The 19,383-nt window shown below is 60.4% G+C and carries 11 protein-coding genes; 9 read left to right on the top strand and 2 right to left on the bottom strand.

What is annotated here, in order from left to right:
- Positions 1-101: 101 nt before the first annotated feature.
- The 6 genes from lepA to pdxJ all read left to right on the top strand — a co-directional run bounded on the left by lepA (position 102) and on the right by pdxJ (position 6,107).
- Positions 102-1,898, top strand: a complete 1,797-nt coding sequence (lepA, locus tag AEQ63_RS19040; protein WP_016771564.1) for a translation elongation factor 4 — start codon at positions 102-104, stop codon at positions 1,896-1,898.
- A 9-nt stretch (positions 1,899-1,907) separates the two neighbouring features.
- Positions 1,908-2,762 (top strand): signal peptidase I, encoded by an 855-nt coding sequence (gene lepB, locus AEQ63_RS19035; RefSeq protein WP_064364396.1) that lies wholly within the window; start codon positions 1,908-1,910, stop codon positions 2,760-2,762.
- Between the two features lie 169 nt (positions 2,763-2,931).
- Positions 2,932-3,621, top strand: a complete 690-nt coding sequence (gene rnc / locus AEQ63_RS19030) for a ribonuclease III (RefSeq protein ID WP_042607736.1) — start codon at positions 2,932-2,934, stop codon at positions 3,619-3,621.
- Positions 3,614-4,516 (top strand): GTPase Era, encoded by a 903-nt coding sequence (gene era / locus AEQ63_RS19025; protein ID WP_007909024.1) that lies wholly within the window; start codon positions 3,614-3,616, stop codon positions 4,514-4,516. The genes rnc and era overlap by 8 nt, the downstream gene beginning before the upstream one ends.
- A 118-nt stretch (positions 4,517-4,634) precedes the next feature.
- On the top strand, positions 4,635-5,324 hold the full coding sequence (gene recO / locus AEQ63_RS19020; RefSeq protein WP_064364395.1) for a DNA repair protein RecO: 690 nt from the start codon (positions 4,635-4,637) through the stop codon (positions 5,322-5,324).
- A gap of 39 nt (positions 5,325-5,363) precedes the next feature.
- The gene (gene pdxJ, locus AEQ63_RS19015; protein ID WP_064364394.1) at positions 5,364-6,107 is read left to right on the top strand and encodes a pyridoxine 5'-phosphate synthase; all 744 of its coding nucleotides are present in this window, start codon (positions 5,364-5,366) and stop codon (positions 6,105-6,107) included.
- Between the two features lie 125 nt (positions 6,108-6,232).
- On the opposite strand, the gene mltF is transcribed toward pdxJ, so the two are convergent.
- Positions 6,233-7,693, bottom strand: a complete 1,461-nt coding sequence (gene mltF, locus AEQ63_RS19010) for a membrane-bound lytic murein transglycosylase MltF (protein WP_082367907.1) — start codon at positions 7,691-7,693, stop codon at positions 6,233-6,235.
- 285 nt (positions 7,694-7,978) lie between these two features.
- On the opposite strand from mltF, the gene purL reads away from it, so the two are divergent.
- The 3 genes from purL (at position 7,979) to AEQ63_RS18995 (ending at position 13,501) form a co-directional block, all read left to right on the top strand.
- On the top strand, positions 7,979-11,875 hold the full coding sequence (gene purL / locus AEQ63_RS19005) for a phosphoribosylformylglycinamidine synthase (protein WP_064364393.1): 3,897 nt from the start codon (positions 7,979-7,981) through the stop codon (positions 11,873-11,875).
- 5 nt (positions 11,876-11,880) lie between these two features.
- Entirely contained in the window at positions 11,881-12,192 is a 312-nt protein-coding gene (locus tag AEQ63_RS19000; RefSeq protein ID WP_042607740.1) for a Nif3-like dinuclear metal center hexameric protein, read from the top strand.
- A gap of 946 nt (positions 12,193-13,138) precedes the next feature.
- Entirely contained in the window at positions 13,139-13,501 is a 363-nt protein-coding gene (locus AEQ63_RS18995; protein WP_064364392.1) for a DUF6124 family protein, read from the top strand.
- A gap of 97 nt (positions 13,502-13,598) precedes the next feature.
- Here the strand turns inward: AEQ63_RS18995 and AEQ63_RS18990 are convergent, their stop codons facing one another.
- On the bottom strand, positions 13,599-19,322 hold the full coding sequence (locus AEQ63_RS18990; RefSeq protein ID WP_064364391.1) for a membrane-targeted effector domain-containing toxin: 5,724 nt from the start codon (positions 19,320-19,322) through the stop codon (positions 13,599-13,601).
- Positions 19,323-19,383 lie beyond the last annotated feature (61 nt).

Below are 19,383 nucleotides of genomic sequence, written 5' to 3'. Positions count from 1 at the left end.
ATCCGGGTGACAGGCGAACGTGACGCTTGCGCCGTGTATCAGGTACAATTCCCGGCTATTTTTCGGCGGGCCAAGCCTGCAGCCTTTTTGAGTGTTGATCCGTGAGTGATTTGAGTCATATCCGCAATTTCTCCATCATCGCCCACATTGACCATGGCAAGTCGACGCTGGCTGACCGTTTCATCCAGATGTGCGGCGGCCTGGCCGAGCGTGAAATGGAAGCCCAGGTACTGGATTCCATGGATCTTGAGCGTGAACGCGGGATCACCATCAAGGCCCACAGCGTTACCCTCTATTACAAAGCCAAAGATGGCATCACCTACCAGCTGAACTTCATCGACACCCCGGGCCACGTCGACTTCACCTACGAAGTCAGCCGTTCCCTGGCCGCGTGCGAAGGCGCCTTGCTGGTGGTCGATGCGGGGCAGGGCGTGGAAGCCCAGTCCGTGGCCAACTGCTATACCGCCATCGAGCAGGGCCTCGAGGTCATGCCGGTGCTGAACAAGATCGACCTGCCCCAGGCCGAGCCGGATCGCGTCAAGGACGAGATCGAGAAGATCATCGGCATCGACGCCACCGACGCCGTCACCTGCAGCGCCAAGACCGGCCTGGGTGTCGACGAAGTGCTCGAGCGTCTGGTCCACACCATTCCCGCGCCGACCGGCAACATCGAAGATCCGCTGCAAGCGTTGATCATCGACTCCTGGTTCGACAACTACCTGGGCGTTGTCTCCCTGGTACGTGTGCGCCATGGCCGGGTGAAGAAGGGCGACAAGATTCTGGTCAAGTCCACCGGCAAGGTGCACCTGGTCGACAGCGTTGGCGTGTTCAACCCGAAACACACCGCTACCGTTGACCTCAAGGCCGGCGAAGTGGGCTTCATCATCGCCAGCATCAAGGACATCCACGGTGCGCCGGTCGGCGACACCCTGACGCTCAGTTCCACTCCTGATGTGCCGGTGCTGCCGGGCTTCAAACGCATCCAGCCGCAGGTTTACGCCGGTCTGTTCCCGGTCAGCTCCGATGACTTCGAGGATTTCCGCGAAGCACTGCAGAAGCTGACCCTGAACGACTCGTCGCTGCAGTACACCCCGGAAAGCTCCGACGCCCTGGGCTTCGGCTTCCGTTGCGGCTTCCTCGGCATGCTGCACATGGAAATCATCCAGGAGCGCCTCGAGCGCGAGTACGACCTGGACCTGATCACCACCGCGCCGACGGTAATTTTCGAGCTGGTGCTGAAAACCGGTGAAACGATTTACGTCGACAACCCGTCGAAGCTTCCGGACGTGTCGGCGATCGAGGACATGCGCGAGCCAATCGTGCGCGCCAATATCCTCGTACCGCAGGAGCACCTGGGCAACGTCATCACCCTGTGCATCGAGAAACGCGGCGTTCAGGTCGACATGCTGTTCCTCGGCAATCAGGTGCAAGTCACCTACGACCTGCCGATGAACGAAGTGGTCCTGGACTTCTTCGACCGTCTCAAATCCACCAGCCGCGGCTATGCTTCGCTGGACTACCATTTCGATCGTTACCAATCGGCTAATCTGGTGAAACTGGACGTGCTGATCAACGGCGACAAGGTCGATGCCCTGGCATTGATCGTGCACCGTGACAATTCGCACTTCAAAGGTCGCCAGTTGACCGAGAAGATGAAAGAACTGATTCCTCGTCAGATGTTCGACGTGGCGATTCAGGCCGCCATCGGTGGTCAGATCGTGGCCCGGACAACCGTCAAGGCACTCAGAAAGAACGTATTGGCCAAATGCTACGGCGGTGACGTCAGTCGTAAGAAGAAACTGCTCGAGAAGCAGAAGGCCGGTAAGAAACGCATGAAACAGGTCGGCAACGTGGAAATTCCACAGGAAGCCTTCCTCGCCGTGCTCAGGTTGGAATAATCAGGTCCTATGTCGCTAAATTTCCCGCTGTTGCTGGTCATCGCCGTGTTCGTCTGCGGCTTGTTGGCGTTGATTGATCTGCTGTTCCTGGCACCGCGTCGGCGGGCTGCCATTGCCTCTTATCAAGGCAGTGTCAGCCAGCCCGAGGCTGTGGTGGTCGAGAAGCTGAACAAAGAGCCGCTGCTGGTCGAATACGGCAAGTCGTTCTTTCCGGTGCTGTTCATTGTGCTGGTGCTGCGTTCGTTCCTGGTGGAGCCGTTCCAGATTCCGTCCGGCTCGATGAAACCGACCCTGGACGTCGGCGACTTCATTCTGGTGAACAAGTTTTCCTACGGGATCCGTTTGCCGGTGATCGACAAGAAGATCATCGAAGTCGGTGATCCGCAGCGCGGCGATGTCATGGTGTTCCGCTACCCGAGCGACCCGAACGTCAACTACATCAAGCGTGTGGTCGGCCTTCCGGGTGACACGGTGCGTTACACCGCCGACAAGCGTCTGTTCGTCAACGGCGAATCGATTGCCGAGAAGATGGTCGGCGCCGAAGCGGGATCGCTGGGCAGCGCGGAGCTCTACCAGGAAAAACTCGGTGCAGCCGAGCACCTGATCCGCAAGGAAATGAGCCGCTACCGCGCCACTCCGGATCGGTCGTGGACGGTGCCTGCCGGGCACTACTTCATGATGGGTGACAACCGCGACAATTCGAACGACAGTCGCTATTGGGATGATCCGAACATTCCCAAGGATCTGCTGGGCATGGTCCCCGACCGCAATATCGTCGGCAAGGCCTTCGCGGTCTGGATGAGCTGGCCGGAGCCGAAACTCAGCCACCTGCCGAATTTCTCGCGGGTCGGTCTGATCAAGTAACTACACACGGCGCTGTTGACCACAGCGCCGAATGCATTTCTGGAGCCGGTACAATCGGCTTCGCAATCGCCAGGATCTATTTTTTGAACACAGCGTTAATTGTCCCAGGCCTGCGCCGTACCCCGGCGATGGCCGTGGAAACCAGCCACGAACTCAGCGTGGGTAAACCGTGAGCGTTTCTCTAAGCCGTCTCGAGCGCCAGCTCGGTTACACCTTCAAGGACCAGGAACTGATGCTTCTGGCCCTCACGCACCGCAGTTTTGCCGGGCGCAACAACGAGCGTCTGGAATTCCTCGGCGATGCCATCCTCAACTTCGTCGCTGGCGAGGCGCTGTTCGATCGCTTTCCGCTGGCCCGCGAAGGCCAGTTGTCGCGTTTGCGCGCACGCCTGGTGAAAGGTGAGACGCTGGCCGTACTGGCTCGCGGTTTCGACCTCGGTGATTATCTGCGCCTGGGTTCGGGTGAACTGAAGAGCGGTGGGTTCCGTCGTGAATCGATTCTCGCCGATGCCCTCGAAGCCCTGATCGGTGCGATCTACCTCGACGCCGGCATGGACGTCGCCCGTGAGCGCGTACTGGCCTGGCTGGCCGGTGAGTTCGAAGGCTTGACGCTGGTCGACACCAACAAGGATCCGAAAACCCGCTTGCAGGAACACCTGCAATCGCGCAGTTGCGAACTGCCCCGCTACGAAGTGGTGGATATCCAGGGCGAACCGCACTGCCGAACCTTCTTCGTCGAGTGCGAAGTGGTCTTACTGAATGAGAAAAGCCGAGGTCAGGGTGTGAGCCGTCGCATTGCCGAACAGGTAGCGGCCGCTGCAGCACTGATTGCCCTGGGCGTGGAGAATGGCAATGACTGATACAAACGCAACTCGCTGTGGCTATGTTGCCATCGTCGGCCGTCCCAACGTCGGCAAGTCGACGCTGCTCAACCACATCCTCGGGCAGAAGCTCGCGATCACTTCGCGCAAGCCGCAGACCACGCGGCACAACATGCTCGGCATCAAGACCGAGGGCGATGTGCAAGCGATCTACGTCGACACCCCGGGCATGCACAAGGGCGGCGAAAAGGCCCTGAACCGCTACATGAACAAAACCGCTTCGGCGGCGTTGAAAGACGTCGACGTGGTGATCTTCGTCGTTGACCGCACCAAGTGGACCGACGAAGACCAGATGGTGCTCGAACGTGTGCAGTATGTGACCGGTCCGCTGATCGTCGCGCTGAACAAGACCGATCGCATCGAAGACAAAGCCGAGCTGATGCCGCACCTGAGCTGGTTGCAGGAACAATTGCCTAACGCCCAGATCATCCCGATTTCCGCGCAGCACGGGCACAATCTCGATGCGCTGGAAAAGGTCATCGCCGATCACCTGCCGGAGAACGATCACTTCTTCCCGGAAGACCAGATCACCGACCGCAGCAGCCGCTTCCTCGCTGCCGAACTGGTGCGCGAGAAAATCATGCGCCAGATGGGCGCCGAGCTGCCGTACCAGATCACCGTCGAAATCGAAGAGTTCAAGCAGCAGGGCAAGACCCTGCACATCCACGCGCTGATTCTCGTCGAGCGTGACGGCCAGAAGAAAATCATCATTGGCGACAAGGGCGAGCGCATCAAGCGCATCGGCACCGAAGCGCGCAAGGACATGGAGCTGCTGTTCGACTCCAAGATCATGCTCAACCTGTGGGTCAAGGTGAAGGGCGGCTGGTCCGATGACGAGCGCGCGCTGCGTTCGCTGGGTTACGGCGACCTGTAAGCGACTCGAACATCAAAAGATCGCAGCCTTCGGCAGCTCCTACAGGTGTACACAAGACATTGTAGGAGCTGCCGAAGGCTGCGATCTTTTTTGCAATCCCACCCGGGAAACAACATTCATGTCGCAAACCCCGCCTCCCGCCCAACCCGCCTACGTCCTGCACTCGCGCGCCTACCGCGAAACCAGTGCACTGGTGGATTTCCTCACGCCGCAAGGGCGGCTGCGGGCGGTGTTGCGCAGTGCGCGGGGCAAGGCCGGCACACTGGCGCGGCCGTTCGTGGCGCTGGAGGTTGAATTCCGTGGCAAGGGTGAGCTGAAGAATGTCGGGCGTATGGAGAGCTCCGGCACCTCCGCATGGCTCAACGGCGAGGCGCTGTTCAGCGGTCTCTACCTCAATGAATTGCTGATTCGCCTGTTGCCCGCGGAAGATCCGCACCCAGGAGTATTCGACCACTATGCCGCGACCCTGCTGGCCTTGGCCGAAGGTCGACCACTGGAACCGTTGCTGCGCTCCTTCGAATGGCGATTGCTTGATGATCTCGGCTACGGCTTCTCCATGAACACCGACATTCACGGTGAGCCTGTGGCTGCGGACGGTCTCTACCGGTTGCAAGTGGACGCCGGACTCGAGCGGGTTTATCTGCTGCAGCCGGGCCTGTTCAACGGCACTGAACTGCTGGCCATGGCCGAAGCCGACTGGTCGGCGCCCGGTGCGCTGTCAGCGGCCAAGCGTCTGATGCGCCAGGCACTCGCGGTACATTTGGGCGGGCGTCCGCTTGTCAGTCGCGAGCTGTTTCGCAAGCCCTGATATGCTGTGCGCCGAATCTCTCAATTCAGGAGCGCATCCGTGACCAGCAGCAATCGCATTCTTCTCGGCGTGAACATCGACCACGTCGCCACCCTGCGTCAGGCCCGTGGCACGCGCTACCCGGACCCGGTCAAGGCGGCGCTGGACGCAGAAGAGGCGGGCGCCGATGGCATCACCGTGCACCTGCGCGAAGATCGCCGGCACATCCAGGAGCGCGACGTGCTGCTGCTCAAGGATGTGCTGCAAACGCGCATGAATTTCGAAATGGGCGTCACCGAAGAAATGATGGCGTTCGCCGAGCGCATTCGCCCGGCGCACATCTGTCTGGTCCCGGAAACCCGTCAGGAATTGACCACCGAAGGTGGCCTGGATGTAGCGGGGCAGGAAGAGCGCATCAGGGCTGCGGTCGAACGTTTGTCGAAAATCGGCAGCGAAGTGTCGCTGTTCATCGATGCTGACGAGCGCCAGATCGCCGCGTCCAGGCGCGTTGGTGCGCCGGCCATCGAGCTGCATACCGGTCGCTACGCCGATGCCGAAACCCCCACCGAAGTGGCCGAGGAGCTCAAGCGTGTCGCTGATGGCGTGGCATTCGGTCTGGCGCAGGGCCTGATCGTCAATGCCGGGCATGGCCTGCATTACCACAACGTCGAGGCCGTGGCGGCGATCAAGGGCATCAACGAACTGAACATCGGCCACGCGCTGGTGGCGCATGCGTTGTTCGTCGGCTTCAAGTCGGCTGTGTCGGAAATGAAAGCGCTGATCCTCGCGGCCGCCAAGCAATAAGCCACACCGCAACCCCCTGTAGGAGTGAGCCTGCTCGCGATAGCGGTGTGTCAGCCAACATCAAATTGACTGACACACCGCTATCGCGAGCAGGCTCACTCCTACAATTCGATTTGTGGTGTGGGTTAGAGCGGGGCGGGCTCTTGCGTTGGCTTTGATTTGTCGATCGCCGGCACATGCAGGTTGCCTTCGGCCACCTGGTCGCCCTCAAGCTGCGGCTGGGTCACCCAGGTCAGGATGTCGTAGTAGCGCCGGATGTTCGCCACGAAATGCACCGGTTCGCCGCCGCGGGCGTAGCCGTAACGGGTCTTGCTGTACCACTGCTTCTGCGACAGGCGCGGCAGGATCTTTTTCACGTCCAGCCACTTGTCCGGATTCAGTCCTTCCTTCGCCGCCAGTTTGCGCGCGTCATCCAGATGGCCGCTGCCGACGTTGTACGCCGCCAGGGCGAACCAGGTGCGGTCCGGCTCCTGGATCGAATCGTCGAGCTGATCCTTCATGTAAGCCAGGTACTTGGCGCCGCCCATGATGCTTTGCTTGGGGTCGAGGCGGTTGGACACGCCCATCGCCTGGGCGGTGTTCTGGGTCAGCATCATCAGACCGCGGACGCCGGTTTTCGAGGTCACCGTCGGCTGCCACAGCGATTCCTGATAACCGATGGCGGCGAGCAGGCGCCAGTCGACTTTCTCTTTCTTTGCGTAATTCTTGAAGTGCTGTTCGTATTTCGGCAGGCGCTGCTGCAGGTGCTGGGCGAAGGTGGTAGCGCCCATGTAACCAAGGACATCGACGTGGCCGTAGTAGCGGTCTTTCAGGCGCTGCAGGGTGCCGTTCTTCTGCACCTTGTCCAGGTAGGCGTTGATTTCGTTGAGCAGGCTGTTGTCTTCGCCCGGACCAACCGCCCAGCTTTGACTGCGCGCGTCGCCAAGGTCGAAGGCCACGCGGATGTTGGTGAAGTACACCTGATTCATCGCCACTTCGTTGGAGTCGACCAGGGTCAGGTCAATCTGGCCCTCATCGACCATGCGTAGCAGATCGACCACCTCAACCGCGTCGGATTCTTCGTATTCGATACCGGGATATTTCTGTTTCAGCTCGGCCAGCTGCTCGGCGTGGGTGCTGCCCTTGAGCACGGTGATCTTCTTGCCGACCAGATCCGCCGGATCGGTGGGCCGCGACTGGCCGTTGCGGTAGATGATCTGCGGGGTAACTTCAAGGTAGGAGTGGGAGAACCGCACCTGCTTCTTGCGCTCGTCGCTGCTGACCAGACCGGCCGCCGCGAGCACCGGGCCGTTCGGCTTGCCGACCTGATTGAACAGGTCGTCGAGGTTGTCGGCGGTTTCGATCTTCAGCTCGACGCCCAAATCGTCGGCAAAGCGCTTCACCAGCTCGTATTCGAAGCCGGTTTCACCGCTGCGATCCTGAAAGTAGGTGGCGGGGCTGTTGCGGGTAACCACGCGCAGCACACCGTCCTCCTTTACGCGCTCGAGTGTGTTGGGTTTATCAACACAACCACCGAGCATCAGGAAGAGTCCGGTTGCGATCAGCCATTTGGCGTATCGCGGACGCAAAGCCGTTGGGAAAAACATCTGCGCAGTATACGCAAACGGCCACGGGCGCCATATCTCGACAGCGTAGGAGTAGTCTGCTAGCGATCACAAATCCGAGCGAAATCCCTTGAATACGGGCCTTGCCGGCATTTTGTTACAGTAAAAATAAGCCGTCCCTGAACGCCCGATTTACCTGACCCCGGAGGCAGAAACACAGATCGCCACCCGAGTGCAACCGTGCGTAGCGTTTCGGGTGATGTTGAGGTCGGTTTAGGCTAGAATGCACGGCCTCAAAGCACACCCCTTCCCGAGGCTGTCCCGAAGATGTTGATCCTGCGCGGCGCTCCTGCCCTTTCTGCCTTTCGCCACAGCAAACTCCTTGAGCAACTGAGCCAGAAGGTTCCAGCTGTCAGTGGCCTGTATGCTGAATTCGCTCACTTCGCCGAAGTCACCGGCGTCCTGACCGGCGACGAACAGCAGGTGCTAGCGCGCCTTCTGAAGTACGGCCCAAGTGTTCCGGTTCAAGAGCCGACCGGTCGTCTGTTTCTGGTGTTGCCGCGTTTCGGCACCATCTCGCCGTGGTCGAGCAAGGCCAGCGACATCGCCCGCAACTGCGGCCTGAGCAAGATCCAGCGCCTGGAACGCGGCATCGCCTTCTACGTCGCCGGCCAGTTCAGCGAAGCCGAAGCCCGGCTGATTTCGGACGCCCTGCATGACCGCATGACCCAGATCGTGCTGGCCAACCTCGAGCAGGCCGCCGGTCTGTTCAGCCACGCCGAGCCGAAGCCGCTGACCGCAATCGACATTCTCGGTGGCGGCCGCGCGGCGCTGGAAAAGGCCAACACCGAGCTGGGCCTGGCCCTGGCCGAAGACGAGATCGACTACCTGGTCAATGCCTTCAATGGTCTGAAGCGCAACCCGCACGACATCGAACTGATGATGTTCGCCCAGGCCAACTCCGAGCACTGCCGCCACAAGATCTTCAACGCCAGTTGGGACATTGACGGCCAGAGCCAGGAAAAAAGCCTGTTCGGCATGATCAAGAACACCTATCAGATGCACAGCGAAGGCGTGTTGTCGGCTTACAAGGACAACGCTTCGGTGATCGTCGGCAATGTTGCCGGCCGCTTCTTCCCGAACCCTGAAACCCGCCAGTACGGCGCGGTGCAGGAGCCGGTGCATATCCTGATGAAGGTCGAAACCCACAACCACCCGACCGCGATCGCCCCGTTCCCGGGCGCATCCACCGGTTCCGGTGGCGAGATCCGTGACGAAGGTGCAACCGGTCGTGGCGCCAAGCCGAAGGCCGGCCTGACCGGTTTCACCGTATCGAACCTGCAGATCCCGGGCTTTGAACAGCCGTGGGAAGTGCCGTACGGCAAGCCTGAGCGCATTGTTACCGCCCTGGACATCATGATCGAAGGCCCGCTCGGCGGCGCCGCGTTCAACAACGAATTCGGTCGTCCGGCCCTGACTGGCTACTTCCGTACCTTCGAACAGTCGATCAGCACCCCGCACGGTGACGAAGTGCGCGGTTACCACAAGCCGATCATGCTCGCTGGCGGCATGGGCAACATCCGTGATGAGCACGTCAAGAAAGGCGAGATCGTCGTCGGCTCCAAGCTGATCGTGCTCGGCGGCCCGGCGATGTTGATCGGTCTGGGCGGCGGCGCGGCTTCGTCGATGGCCACCGGCACCAGCTCGGCGGATCTGGATTTTGCTTCCGTGCAGCGTGAAAACCCTGAAATGGAGCGCCGCTGCCAGGAAGTCATCGACCGCTGCTGGCAACTGGGTGACAAGAACCCCCTCAGCTTCATCCACGACGTCGGCGCGGGCGGTCTGTCCAACGCCTTCCCGGAACTGGTCAACGATGGCGACCGCGGTGGCCGTTTCGAACTGCGCAACATTCCCAACGACGAGCCGGGCATGGCCCCGCACGAAATCTGGTCCAACGAATCCCAGGAACGTTACGTCTTGGCGGTCGGCCCGGAAGACTTCGAGCGCTTCCAGGCGATCTGCGAACGCGAGCGCTGCCCGTTTGCCGTCGTCGGTGAAGCCACCGCCGAACCGCAACTGACCGTGACCGACAGCCACTTCGGCAACAACCCGGTGGACATGCCACTGGAAGTGTTGCTCGGCAAGGCGCCGCGCATGCACCGGTCGGTGGTTCGCGAAGCCGAACTGGGCGATGACTTCGATCCGTCGAACCTCGACATCAGCGAGTCCATCGAACGCGTTCTGCATCACCCGGCCGTGGCGAGCAAGAGCTTCCTGATCACCATCGGCGATCGCACCATCACCGGCCTCGTCGCTCGTGACCAGATGGTCGGCCCGTGGCAGGTACCGGTGGCCGACGTTGCCGTCACCGCCACCAGTTTCGACGTCTACACCGGTGAAGCCATGGCAATGGGCGAGCGTACTCCGCTGGCTCTGCTGGACGCCCCGGCCTCGGGCCGCATGGCCATCGGCGAAACCATCACCAACATTGCCGCGTCGCGCATCAACAAGCTCTCCGACATCAAGCTGTCGGCGAACTGGATGTCGGCGGCCGGCCACCCGGGTGAAGACGCGCGTCTGTATGACACCGTCAAAGCGGTCGGCATGGAGCTGTGCCCGGAGCTGGGCATCACCATTCCGGTGGGCAAGGACTCGATGTCCATGGCCACGCGCTGGAACGACAACGGCGAAGACAAGACTGTCACCTCGCCGATGTCGCTGATCGTTACCGGTTTCGCGCCAGTGGCTGACATCCGTCAGACCCTGACCCCGGAACTGCGCATGGACAAGGGCACCACCGACCTGATCCTGATCGACCTCGGTCGCGGTCAGAACCGTATGGGTGCTTCGATCCTTGCTCAGACACACGGCAAGCTCGGCAAACACGCGCCGGACGTCGATGATGCCGAAGACCTGAAGGCCTTCTTCGCCGTGATCCAGGGCCTCAACGCCGACGGTCACCTGCTGGCTTACCATGACCGTTCCGACGGTGGTCTGCTGACCTCCGTGGTGGAAATGGCCTTCGCCGGCCACTGCGGTCTGAGCCTGAACCTGGACAGTGTTGCCGAATCCGCGTCGGAAATCGCCGCGATCCTGTTCAACGAAGAACTCGGCGCGGTGATCCAGGTTCGCCAGGACGCCACCCCGGACATCCTCGCGCAGTTCAGCGCTGCCGGTCTGGGCGACTGCGTGTCGGTGATCGGTCAACCGATCAACAATGGCCAGATCAACATCACCTTCAACGGTGACACCGTGTTCGAAGGCCAGCGTCGTCTGCTGCAGCGTCAGTGGGCCGAGACCAGCTACCAGATCCAGCGTCTGCGTGACAACGCCGACTGCGCCGAGCAGGAATTCGACGCGCTGCTGGAAGAAGACAACCCGGGCCTGAGCGTCAAGCTCAGCTACGACGTCAATCAGGACATCGCTGCGCCTTACATCAAGAAAGGCATTCGCCCACAGGTTGCCGTGCTGCGTGAGCAGGGCGTCAACGGTCAGGTGGAAATGGCCGCCGCATTCGACCGCGCCGGTTTCAGCGCCATCGACGTGCACATGAGCGACATCCTCGCCGGTCGTGTCGACCTCAACGAGTTCAAAGGCCTGGTGGCCTGCGGCGGTTTCTCCTACGGCGACGTGCTCGGCGCCGGTGAAGGCTGGGCCAAGTCGGCGCTGTTCAACAGCCGCGCCCGCGACGCGTTCCAGGGCTTCTTCGAACGTAACGACAGCTTCACGCTGGGCGTGTGCAACGGTTGCCAGATGATGTCCAACCTGCACGAGCTGATCCCGGGCAGCGAGTTCTGGCCGCACTTCGTGCGCAACCGCTCCGAGCAGTTCGAAGCGCGGGTGGCGATGGTGCAGATCCAGGAGTCGAACTCGATCTTCCTGCAGGGCATGGCCGGTTCGCGCATGCCGATCGCCATCGCCCACGGTGAAGGACATGCCGAGTTCGCCAGCGAAGAAGCGCTGCTGGAAGCCGATCTGTCCGGTTGCGTGGCGATGCGTTTTGTCGACAACCACGGCAAGGTCACCGAAGCCTACCCGGCCAACCCGAACGGCTCGCCGCGCGGGATCACCGGTCTTACCAGCCGTGACGGTCGCGTGACGATCATGATGCCGCACCCGGAGCGAGTGTTCCGCGCGGTGCAGAACTCGTGGCGTTCGGAAGACTGGAACGAGGACGCACCTTGGATGCGTATGTTCCGTAATGCTCGCGTCTGGGTGAACTAAGGCCTGTGTACAAGCTGGCGTTTTTTGTTCCTGACAGTCATGTCGAGGTGGTCAAAGGGGCTGTGTTCGCTGCCGGTGGTGGGCGGATCGGTGACTATGACCACTGTGCGTGGCAGGTGCTCGGTCTGGGCCAGTTTCGACCTTTGGACGGGAGTCAGCCATTTATTGGTGAGGCGGGGCAGGTTGAGCGGGTTGAGGAATGGAAGGTTGAGCTTGTTGTTGCGGATGAGTTGATTGTTGCTGTTGTGGCGGCTTTGAAGCTTAGCCATCCGTACGAGACGCCGGCTTATGAGGTGTGGCGGCTGGAAGATTTCTGATCTTCTTGGCTGCTGAAACGGGAAACCCGCAGATGAGGGATTGTCTGCGGGTTTTTTGTTGCCTGCGATTTGCTTTTCTGTAGGAGTTGGCCTGCTCGCGATGGCGCCCTTATAGGCGACCATGCTCTGGCTGACTGAGTGAATATCCGTTTCTTCGGGGGCTGCGGCTGGCGGTTTCGCCCTTACGGCGAGTCACCTTTTTCAAACGCCAAAAAGGTAACCCAAAAGGCTTGCTCCTGCGTTCGGCCCTCGCAGGCTCGGGTTCCTTCGCTGCGGGACTGATCCGGGCGCAGCGGCTCCGGTTTGCTCCGCTGCACCTACACTCGCTGTGTCTGGCTGCGCCAGACGGTCGCTGCGCTCCCACGCCCGGATCAATCCCTCCACTCAGCCTTCCGACGTCGCCGGTGGATCAAGATCAAAAGCTTTACTCGAGCTAACGCTCATCGTGTAGGAGCTGCCGAAGGCTGCGATCTTGTGATCTTGCCTTTGCTTTTCTGTGGGAGCGAGCCTGCTCGCGAAGGCGGCCTGACAGCCGACCTGTTTCTTGAGGTTGTACTCGATCCAATTGTAGGAGTGAGCCTGCTCGCGATGAGGCCCATCCAGGCGCTCGAGAATTTGAGATTGTTTAAATCAGGTACCCGATGACCAGAACCTTCCCACAAGGTTTTCAGGTTGTCCGTCGGACGTGTGGGCTCTAGTCTTTTCCCGTCGCTGCGAATCAGCGATCGGGAGTGAGATCCCCGGATAGCTTGCAACTGGCGCCAGCACCACGATAATTGGCGCCAGCTCAATCTGCTGCCTGCTTTATGGCGGCTGTGTGCGGGCAGACTTCGGTCTGGCCGGTTGCCTGCTCCGGTGGATCTCACCTCGCACATAGCTGCCACCTACTCGCCGCGTGAGATCCGGCGATCGATGGCTGCCCATCAATATCAGCAGGAGTAGCACTGTGGACAAAATCGTTCCCGACCCACCCCTCGAACCCACAACCCCCCTCGAACAAGCCATCCGCGCCGACGACCTCGCCAAAAACCGCGAAGCGATCAAGCGTGCTCTGGATTTTTACCTGTGCCCGCAGTCAGGCAAACCGCACCCGCCCAGCACCATGTTTGTGATCCAGCCGGAAATCGACACCGAAACCCTCCTGGCCCACGCCTGTGAATCCCTCGCTTCAGCCAACACTCTGGCCAGCGATTTCGCCGATCAGCTGGGTCGGCCGCAGCGCAATACGGCGCTGGCCATCCAGCAGATCATCATGCTCGCGGAGCTGGCGGTGAATCGGGCGCTGGATCGGGTTGATCCGCGAACCTGAAACCCGGGTCCCTGGCCGTTCGCTTGCTTTCGGTCATAAAAAAACCACTGGGCTTCCAGACCCAGTGGTTCTTACACAACGCGCAAGCGAACCGGTGTTATTTCACCTGGGTCAGTTTCACGTCGGTCACAAGCATCTCGATCAGCGTTCGCAGGTATTTGAACCCCTGGTCTTTCTTATCCCAGCGATCTATGAACAACAAGCCTTGGTCGTTGGCCTGAATCGGCGTGACGACAATTTCACCCGCTTTGGATTTATGCACCAGACGTGTTCCGCTCGTGCCTTCGTTTTCGATCAGGAACATACCGGGCTGGGTCAGTTTGCTGCGTCTGACAGGCGGCGTCGGCGCAATGTTCTTTTTGCCAGGCACCGCGATGTTCAGGGTGAAATCACTGCGCACGGCCCGTGTGTTGACCGCTTTTTCCGGAATCATTGTCGACCACGCGCCCTGTTGGATCGAGCTGGCCAGACCAGGCGTACTGTCGCGGACGTGAAGACTGACCGCGCCCAGCGTCTCGCCCAGCCCCGGAACCCCCAGACTGTAGTTGGTCTGCGTGGCGTCAACGAGTGCCATCCATTTATGCGGCCCGTGGACCAATTGGTCATTCTTGATCACTTGCGTGGCGAAATAGCTGAATATCTCTTTCCTCGACAGCTCGGGATCCGGCAGCCCTTTAACGTGGTAGCTGGCGACGCAATCGATGGCGCGGATACGGATGTTGTATTTGGCCGCCGCCTCACAGACCTCGTTGAAATTGTCGTTACCCACATAACCACTCGGGCGGTCCGCGCTCAGCTTTTGCAGATGGGCTCTGAGGCGCTCGGGCATGCGCTGCGTCAGATGAAAAATATCCAGTTCGGCCTGATGCAGATCGGTGAACATATTCGCAAGGTACAGCGTGTCATAACCCGCATCCTTGAATGCCTTCATGTGTTTCCTGAGCAGCGCCTTGCCTGACACCTCGGTTGGATTTTCTCCGATCAGCAGATTCAAGCGGCCGTCGGCCAGTTTTTGCAGAAACGTGTCAAAGGTTTCGTCGCTGGCAATCACCGGCAGCGCGTCTGGCTTCGCATGTTTGAATTCGCTGGAGGCGGCTCTGGCCGCTTTGCCCAGGCGCTGTCGGGTAGCGATAAAGGCCGTGAACAATTCACGGTCTTCTTTCGCGGGATTGAAGAAAGTGTCGAGGCCGTTTCGGTCGCGCATCAGCCTGACCACACCCTCGTGAAACGACGACGCCATGTCGTAGTCGCCCAATTGAGCGGAAGCCGCGGCCGGTGCCACTGGCTTCGGGACGGCCCGTGGTGCCTTGTACGCAGTCGGCATTTGCACAAGATAATCTCCCTTCGCGGCTGCATCACCGCTGATCGCACCGGGTGAATCGAGGCTGATGCGTGCGGGTTGACCCAGGTCGATGTCTTCAATCCGCACGGCGATGGCATCGTGCAGGTCGGCCAGGCCTGGTGTCTCGTCGAAGGTGCACATGCGTGACTGTTCGGTGAGGACGATCCAGCGTTCGTCGGGGGCGTCGGCGATATCGGCAGACAGTTTCCTGTGCGAATAAAAATTTCTGATGCTGTTGCTTCGTGGGGTCAACGGCGAGGCGTCGGCCAGCGTCATGACGCGCTCCAGTTGATAACTGGTCGAGGCGTCCAGAGCATGGACGCGCAAGTTCTTTTTCCGGGCGGCGCGCATAAGTGCCAGATAGGAGAACGGCGCCTTCTCCGTGTGCCCCAGCGCGTGGTCAACACCTCTGAGGTGGGTTTTGATGTTTTCCCAGCTGAGCTTCTTGTTGAAATTTTCCAGCTTGGCATGAAAGATGTCGTCCGCCAGATACTCGACATGCAAGCGCTTGAAACCGCTGGCAATGAGTTCGTCCAGAGAGTCGATCAGCACCTGTTTGCTGGCGATGGAACCGGGTTGGGCGCCGATCACCAGGTTTTTCCCTTTGAATGCGTCGCTGTTGATCAACTGCGCAAATGAAGTATCGGCAGCAACTGCCGGGACTTCGGCGCGAGCGGGCAGGGCGGCGAGTTCGGCGAAATGACCTGTGGCATCGGTGGTGAGTTTTTCTACCTGATCCATATAGGCGGCGCGTGTCGAGGCCAGACCCTCAACTACGCCGCTCATGGTTGAGAGGGGCGAGACGCCCATGTAGTCCTGACCTCTCTTGATTACGTCGTCGCGGAATTGCGGATTCATCAGCATCGCGACGCGCTCCCGGTATTTGGGCACCACGCCGTAGTCTTTGCGTGGGCTCGGTGTGTCTGGCACGGCATCGTATTTCGGCGCGCCGCCGATCATGCCACTGCGCACCATCACCCCGTCTGAATTGCGAACAACGAGGATGCCGGTCGAGACGATGTCAGGGGAGTTCGGCTTGCTGCGATAGAGCAGATAACGACCGAGTGCGTCGGGATTTTTCCCGGCAAGGTAAATCCGGCCTCTGAAAACCACCGGACGCATGTCATCCCAGTCAGGTCGAGGCGCTACCTGATCGACCAAGGTCACGACATTCTGCTGTTCGTTGCCAGCACTGGCGATCGCTTGGCGCAGCGGTCGGCGCGCGAGCTTGAGTGAGCGCAGGGCGGGGCGCAGATCGGTCAGCACCGCGCCGACACTGTTGAACAGGTAACCGAGCAAATGCTGGAAAGCTTCACCGTGGTCACCCTGCCGATAAGCGTGCAGGGCGAGCATCGCGTCCTTGAAAGCCAGCAGCAGTCCGGTGCTCAGACTGAGCAGCGGGAAAGGGGCGGTGGCAATGGCCGCGATCCATTCGACACTGGTCCAGATCAGCCCGGCGATCATCTGCGCTCGACTGGTGGTCGTGGCGTGGACGTTGTCGATCCGGCGCTGCAGCTTCATGTTGTACAGCGCCGAGCGCAAATCGCTGACGGCAGCGGTGGCGGGCGTTGAATCGTAGCGCGCCGGGCTGGGCGTAGTCTTGTCGAGGTCTTTGGGGAGCTGTTTTTTTGCGTTTTCGAGGAACGTCCGCACTCGCGTCTGAGCACTCACGCCTACCCGAGAGGTGAGGTATTCGATCATGCCGGCCTGCTGTTGGAGCAGGTAGTTGAACAGCCGCGCTTCGCGAAACCTGACACCGTCGGGTGCGTCCGGGGTATAGAGCAACACCGGGTTATCGGAATGGCTGAACAGCCACACATCCATCACCCACTCGCCATCGATCATCAATCGATGGATCGGGTATTTGGTGCGCGTCGGCCCCGAGGTTTCCTCCATGCTGGTGATGCTTTGCTCCAGCCATTGCCGATCGCTGCGGCTGATATGTCCTTGCAGCTGGCATTCCAGCGCGGCGACCTTCATCTGGCGCTGAGTAATCGCCAGGGTCGCGTTGCGTCTGAAATCGTAGCCCTCGCTGGTCGAGCTCTGCAGGTCATCCCTGACCTTGTTGGTGTAGCGTTCGCCGATCCACACCCCGGTGACCGAGCGTGCGACGTTCTGTGCGGTCAGGTTGCTGACATCGATACCCGGCGGCCCCTTGAAACGTGCCGAGCGGGAGAATTTCTCATCGAGAAAACCGACGCCATCGGCATAGCCGTCGCGATACAACTGGGTATACGTCAGCGGTTTCGGCGTCAATGAGGGCACGATGGACATCGGCGCGTAGGCCCAGACGGTATCCGGGTCGACATCATTGGCCGAGCGCTTGAGCAGGCGGTTCAGACTGATCTTCGCCTGTTGGTGCACGTAGTCATCAAAAGCCGGAAATTGGCTGCCGGACAAGGCGTGCTGGTTGAACCCGCGCAACGCGCCTTCGGCCTCTTCGCTCAGGGTCGAGAGTTGTCTGCGATCGGCAGCGGTGGTCGAGCGATACCACAGGGGGGTGCTGAAGTCGTAGTCATCGACGCGCGTAGCGAGCATGTGAACCGCCATCGCCTTCAGGCAGACGAGATGGTCGCCACAGTGTTCGAAAGTGACCTTCTGGTGTTCCATCGCTTCAGGTCTGAAGCTCAGGCCCGCCAGTACTTTGCGCAGCGCCGGGCGAAAGCGCATCGGTGCGCGGCTGATCAGGTAGCCCGTCATGCTGTCGGCGGTATCGCTGTGTGTGGCCCAGCCCAGCAGATGGGTCTGGCATTCAAGCTCACTGTCGAAGGCCTGGAACTGTCGCTCGCGAGGGGCCTGCGGGGTGCACAGCAAGACACGCTTGACCGCGCCGCTGGCGTCGCTCTGGCGCAAGACCCATACATCCTGCAGTTGTGCGCCGTGCACCGACAGAGTGGCGGCGCTCAGGAGCGGATCGCCGCCGCTGTGCAAGCGCTGGATCAACGACAAATCACTGTCGAGCAGGTGCCCCTGCAGGACTGCCGTATGGGCGAGGGCGACGATGCGTTGATCAAGCATTCGCTCAATGGCGGGCTTGATTGCGGCTCGGGCGTGCATGTCTTTTTGCAGGCGATTGAAGTCAACCCGGGGCTCCAGGCTTATCGCTTCCTTGACCAGCCATTGCGGTGTCAAGTCGACATAACGCTCCGGCAAGGGCGCGCCGTCGTAGGTGAGCGTGGTGTAGCTCAGGAATTCCGAGCCCGGCAATTCATCGCCCGTGTGCGGGCCGCGCAAGGACAGATCGAGCAGATTGCATTGATGCGTATAAACGCCATAGCCCGGCACTCGGCGATCGGTGCTGATCTGCAGTTTTTCCGGCTCGAGATCGTCGATCTCCAGATCATCGCTCAGGCGTTCCAGCCATTGCTGGCGCGCCAGTGCGATCAGACTGCCGACGGGCTCCATCAGATCGAGCAAACGTTCCCGCGCCTGCTGGTAGTTGCTCAAGTGCTGCGCCAGTTCGATCTGTTTTGTGCTGCTGGCGCTGCGGTACCAGTCCGGTGCGCTGTAGCGCAAGTGGCGTTCGAACAGGGTCAGTGCGCGTAACTCCAGGCGCGGCGTGAGATCCGGCAGGGTGGCGGTGACCGCTTTTTCCAGCGCTGTGACCAACAGCGCGGGGTCTTGTTGCGGGTTGTCGGCGAAGCTCAAGGCGCGCTCGATATCCTGCGTGCGTTTTTCGATCAGCGCGTCGTAGGTGTGTTCGAACAGGGGTTTGCTGTCGATTGGCGCGAGCGATAGCGGCCAGATCCCTGCGGCACCGACGTCGTGATAGCGCGTCGGCAGCATTTGCATGAAGTCGAGACGGCCACTGCGCGAATTCAGCGACTCGCGCAGGTGACTATCGAGATCGGTCAGAGAATTGAAGAACTCGATGCCTCGTGCGGGCGTGAACAGCACGGCGTAGCCGACGTTTGAGCCGTTCAGCAGGTCGATGACTCGCGGGCTGTCATTTTGCGTGACGACAAAGGCGCCGGCCAATTCGACGGTGGTGGCCTGATAGCTGAACTGCAGTGCATACATGGCGGGACGCAGCATCGGGCCCAGGCCGGTTTTTTTCAGCAACTCGCCGGCTTGCGGGTGCAGCAGGCGATCACTGACGGCCTGTTGTGCCTCGTGTTCGATGGCGGTGAAGCCCGCGTCATATTTGAGGAAGGTTTTTGCCGGCTTGCCGTCGATCTGGTCCCGCAGGTCCATGTTGATCAGTTGGGTGTTGAGCCTGATCTTCAGGGTTGCGATCAGCTTCTTGCCGTTTTCGCTTTGCAGGTCGCTGGTGTCCAGCTCCTGAAAAAGCAGACGGCTGCGTTGCTGATAGCTTGTCCGGTAGGTTTTCAGCTGTTCGTTGAGGCGTTTAAGGTAGGTCTGTCCGGTGGTCGGTTTGAGTTCGGGAAGCAGCGGCGTGGGTGTGTTGAACAGATAATCGCCGATCTGGTTGAGGTCGCTTCTGATCTCTTCGGGGGTAGGTGCTTTGGGGGTGCTCACGGGCACTTTCTCCAGGCTGAGGATGAAGGCTCAGCATGGCGAGGGAGGTGTTTTGCGGGGT

It is taken from the genome of Pseudomonas sp. RIT-PI-o (genome assembly GCF_001297215.1).
Taxonomy (GTDB): domain Bacteria; phylum Pseudomonadota; class Gammaproteobacteria; order Pseudomonadales; family Pseudomonadaceae; genus Aquipseudomonas; species Aquipseudomonas moraviensis_A.
Note: the sequence above shows the minus strand (reverse complement) of the source record. Positions and strands in the feature narration are given on the sequence as shown.

What these genes read in the sequence shown, in the direction of transcription:
- lepB (WP_064364396.1), top strand. Translation starts at nt 1,908, where the DNA reads ATGTCGCTAAATTTCCCGCTGTTGCTGGTCATCGCCGTGTTCGTCTGC.
- era (WP_007909024.1), top strand. Translation starts at nt 3,614, where the DNA reads ATGACTGATACAAACGCAACTCGCTGTGGCTATGTTGCCATCGTCGGC.
- recO (WP_064364395.1), top strand. Translation starts at nt 4,635, where the DNA reads ATGTCGCAAACCCCGCCTCCCGCCCAACCCGCCTACGTCCTGCACTCG.
- mltF (WP_082367907.1), bottom strand. Translation starts at nt 7,693, where the DNA reads ATGTTTTTCCCAACGGCTTTGCGTCCGCGATACGCCAAATGGCTGATC.
- purL (WP_064364393.1), top strand. Translation starts at nt 7,979, where the DNA reads ATGTTGATCCTGCGCGGCGCTCCTGCCCTTTCTGCCTTTCGCCACAGC.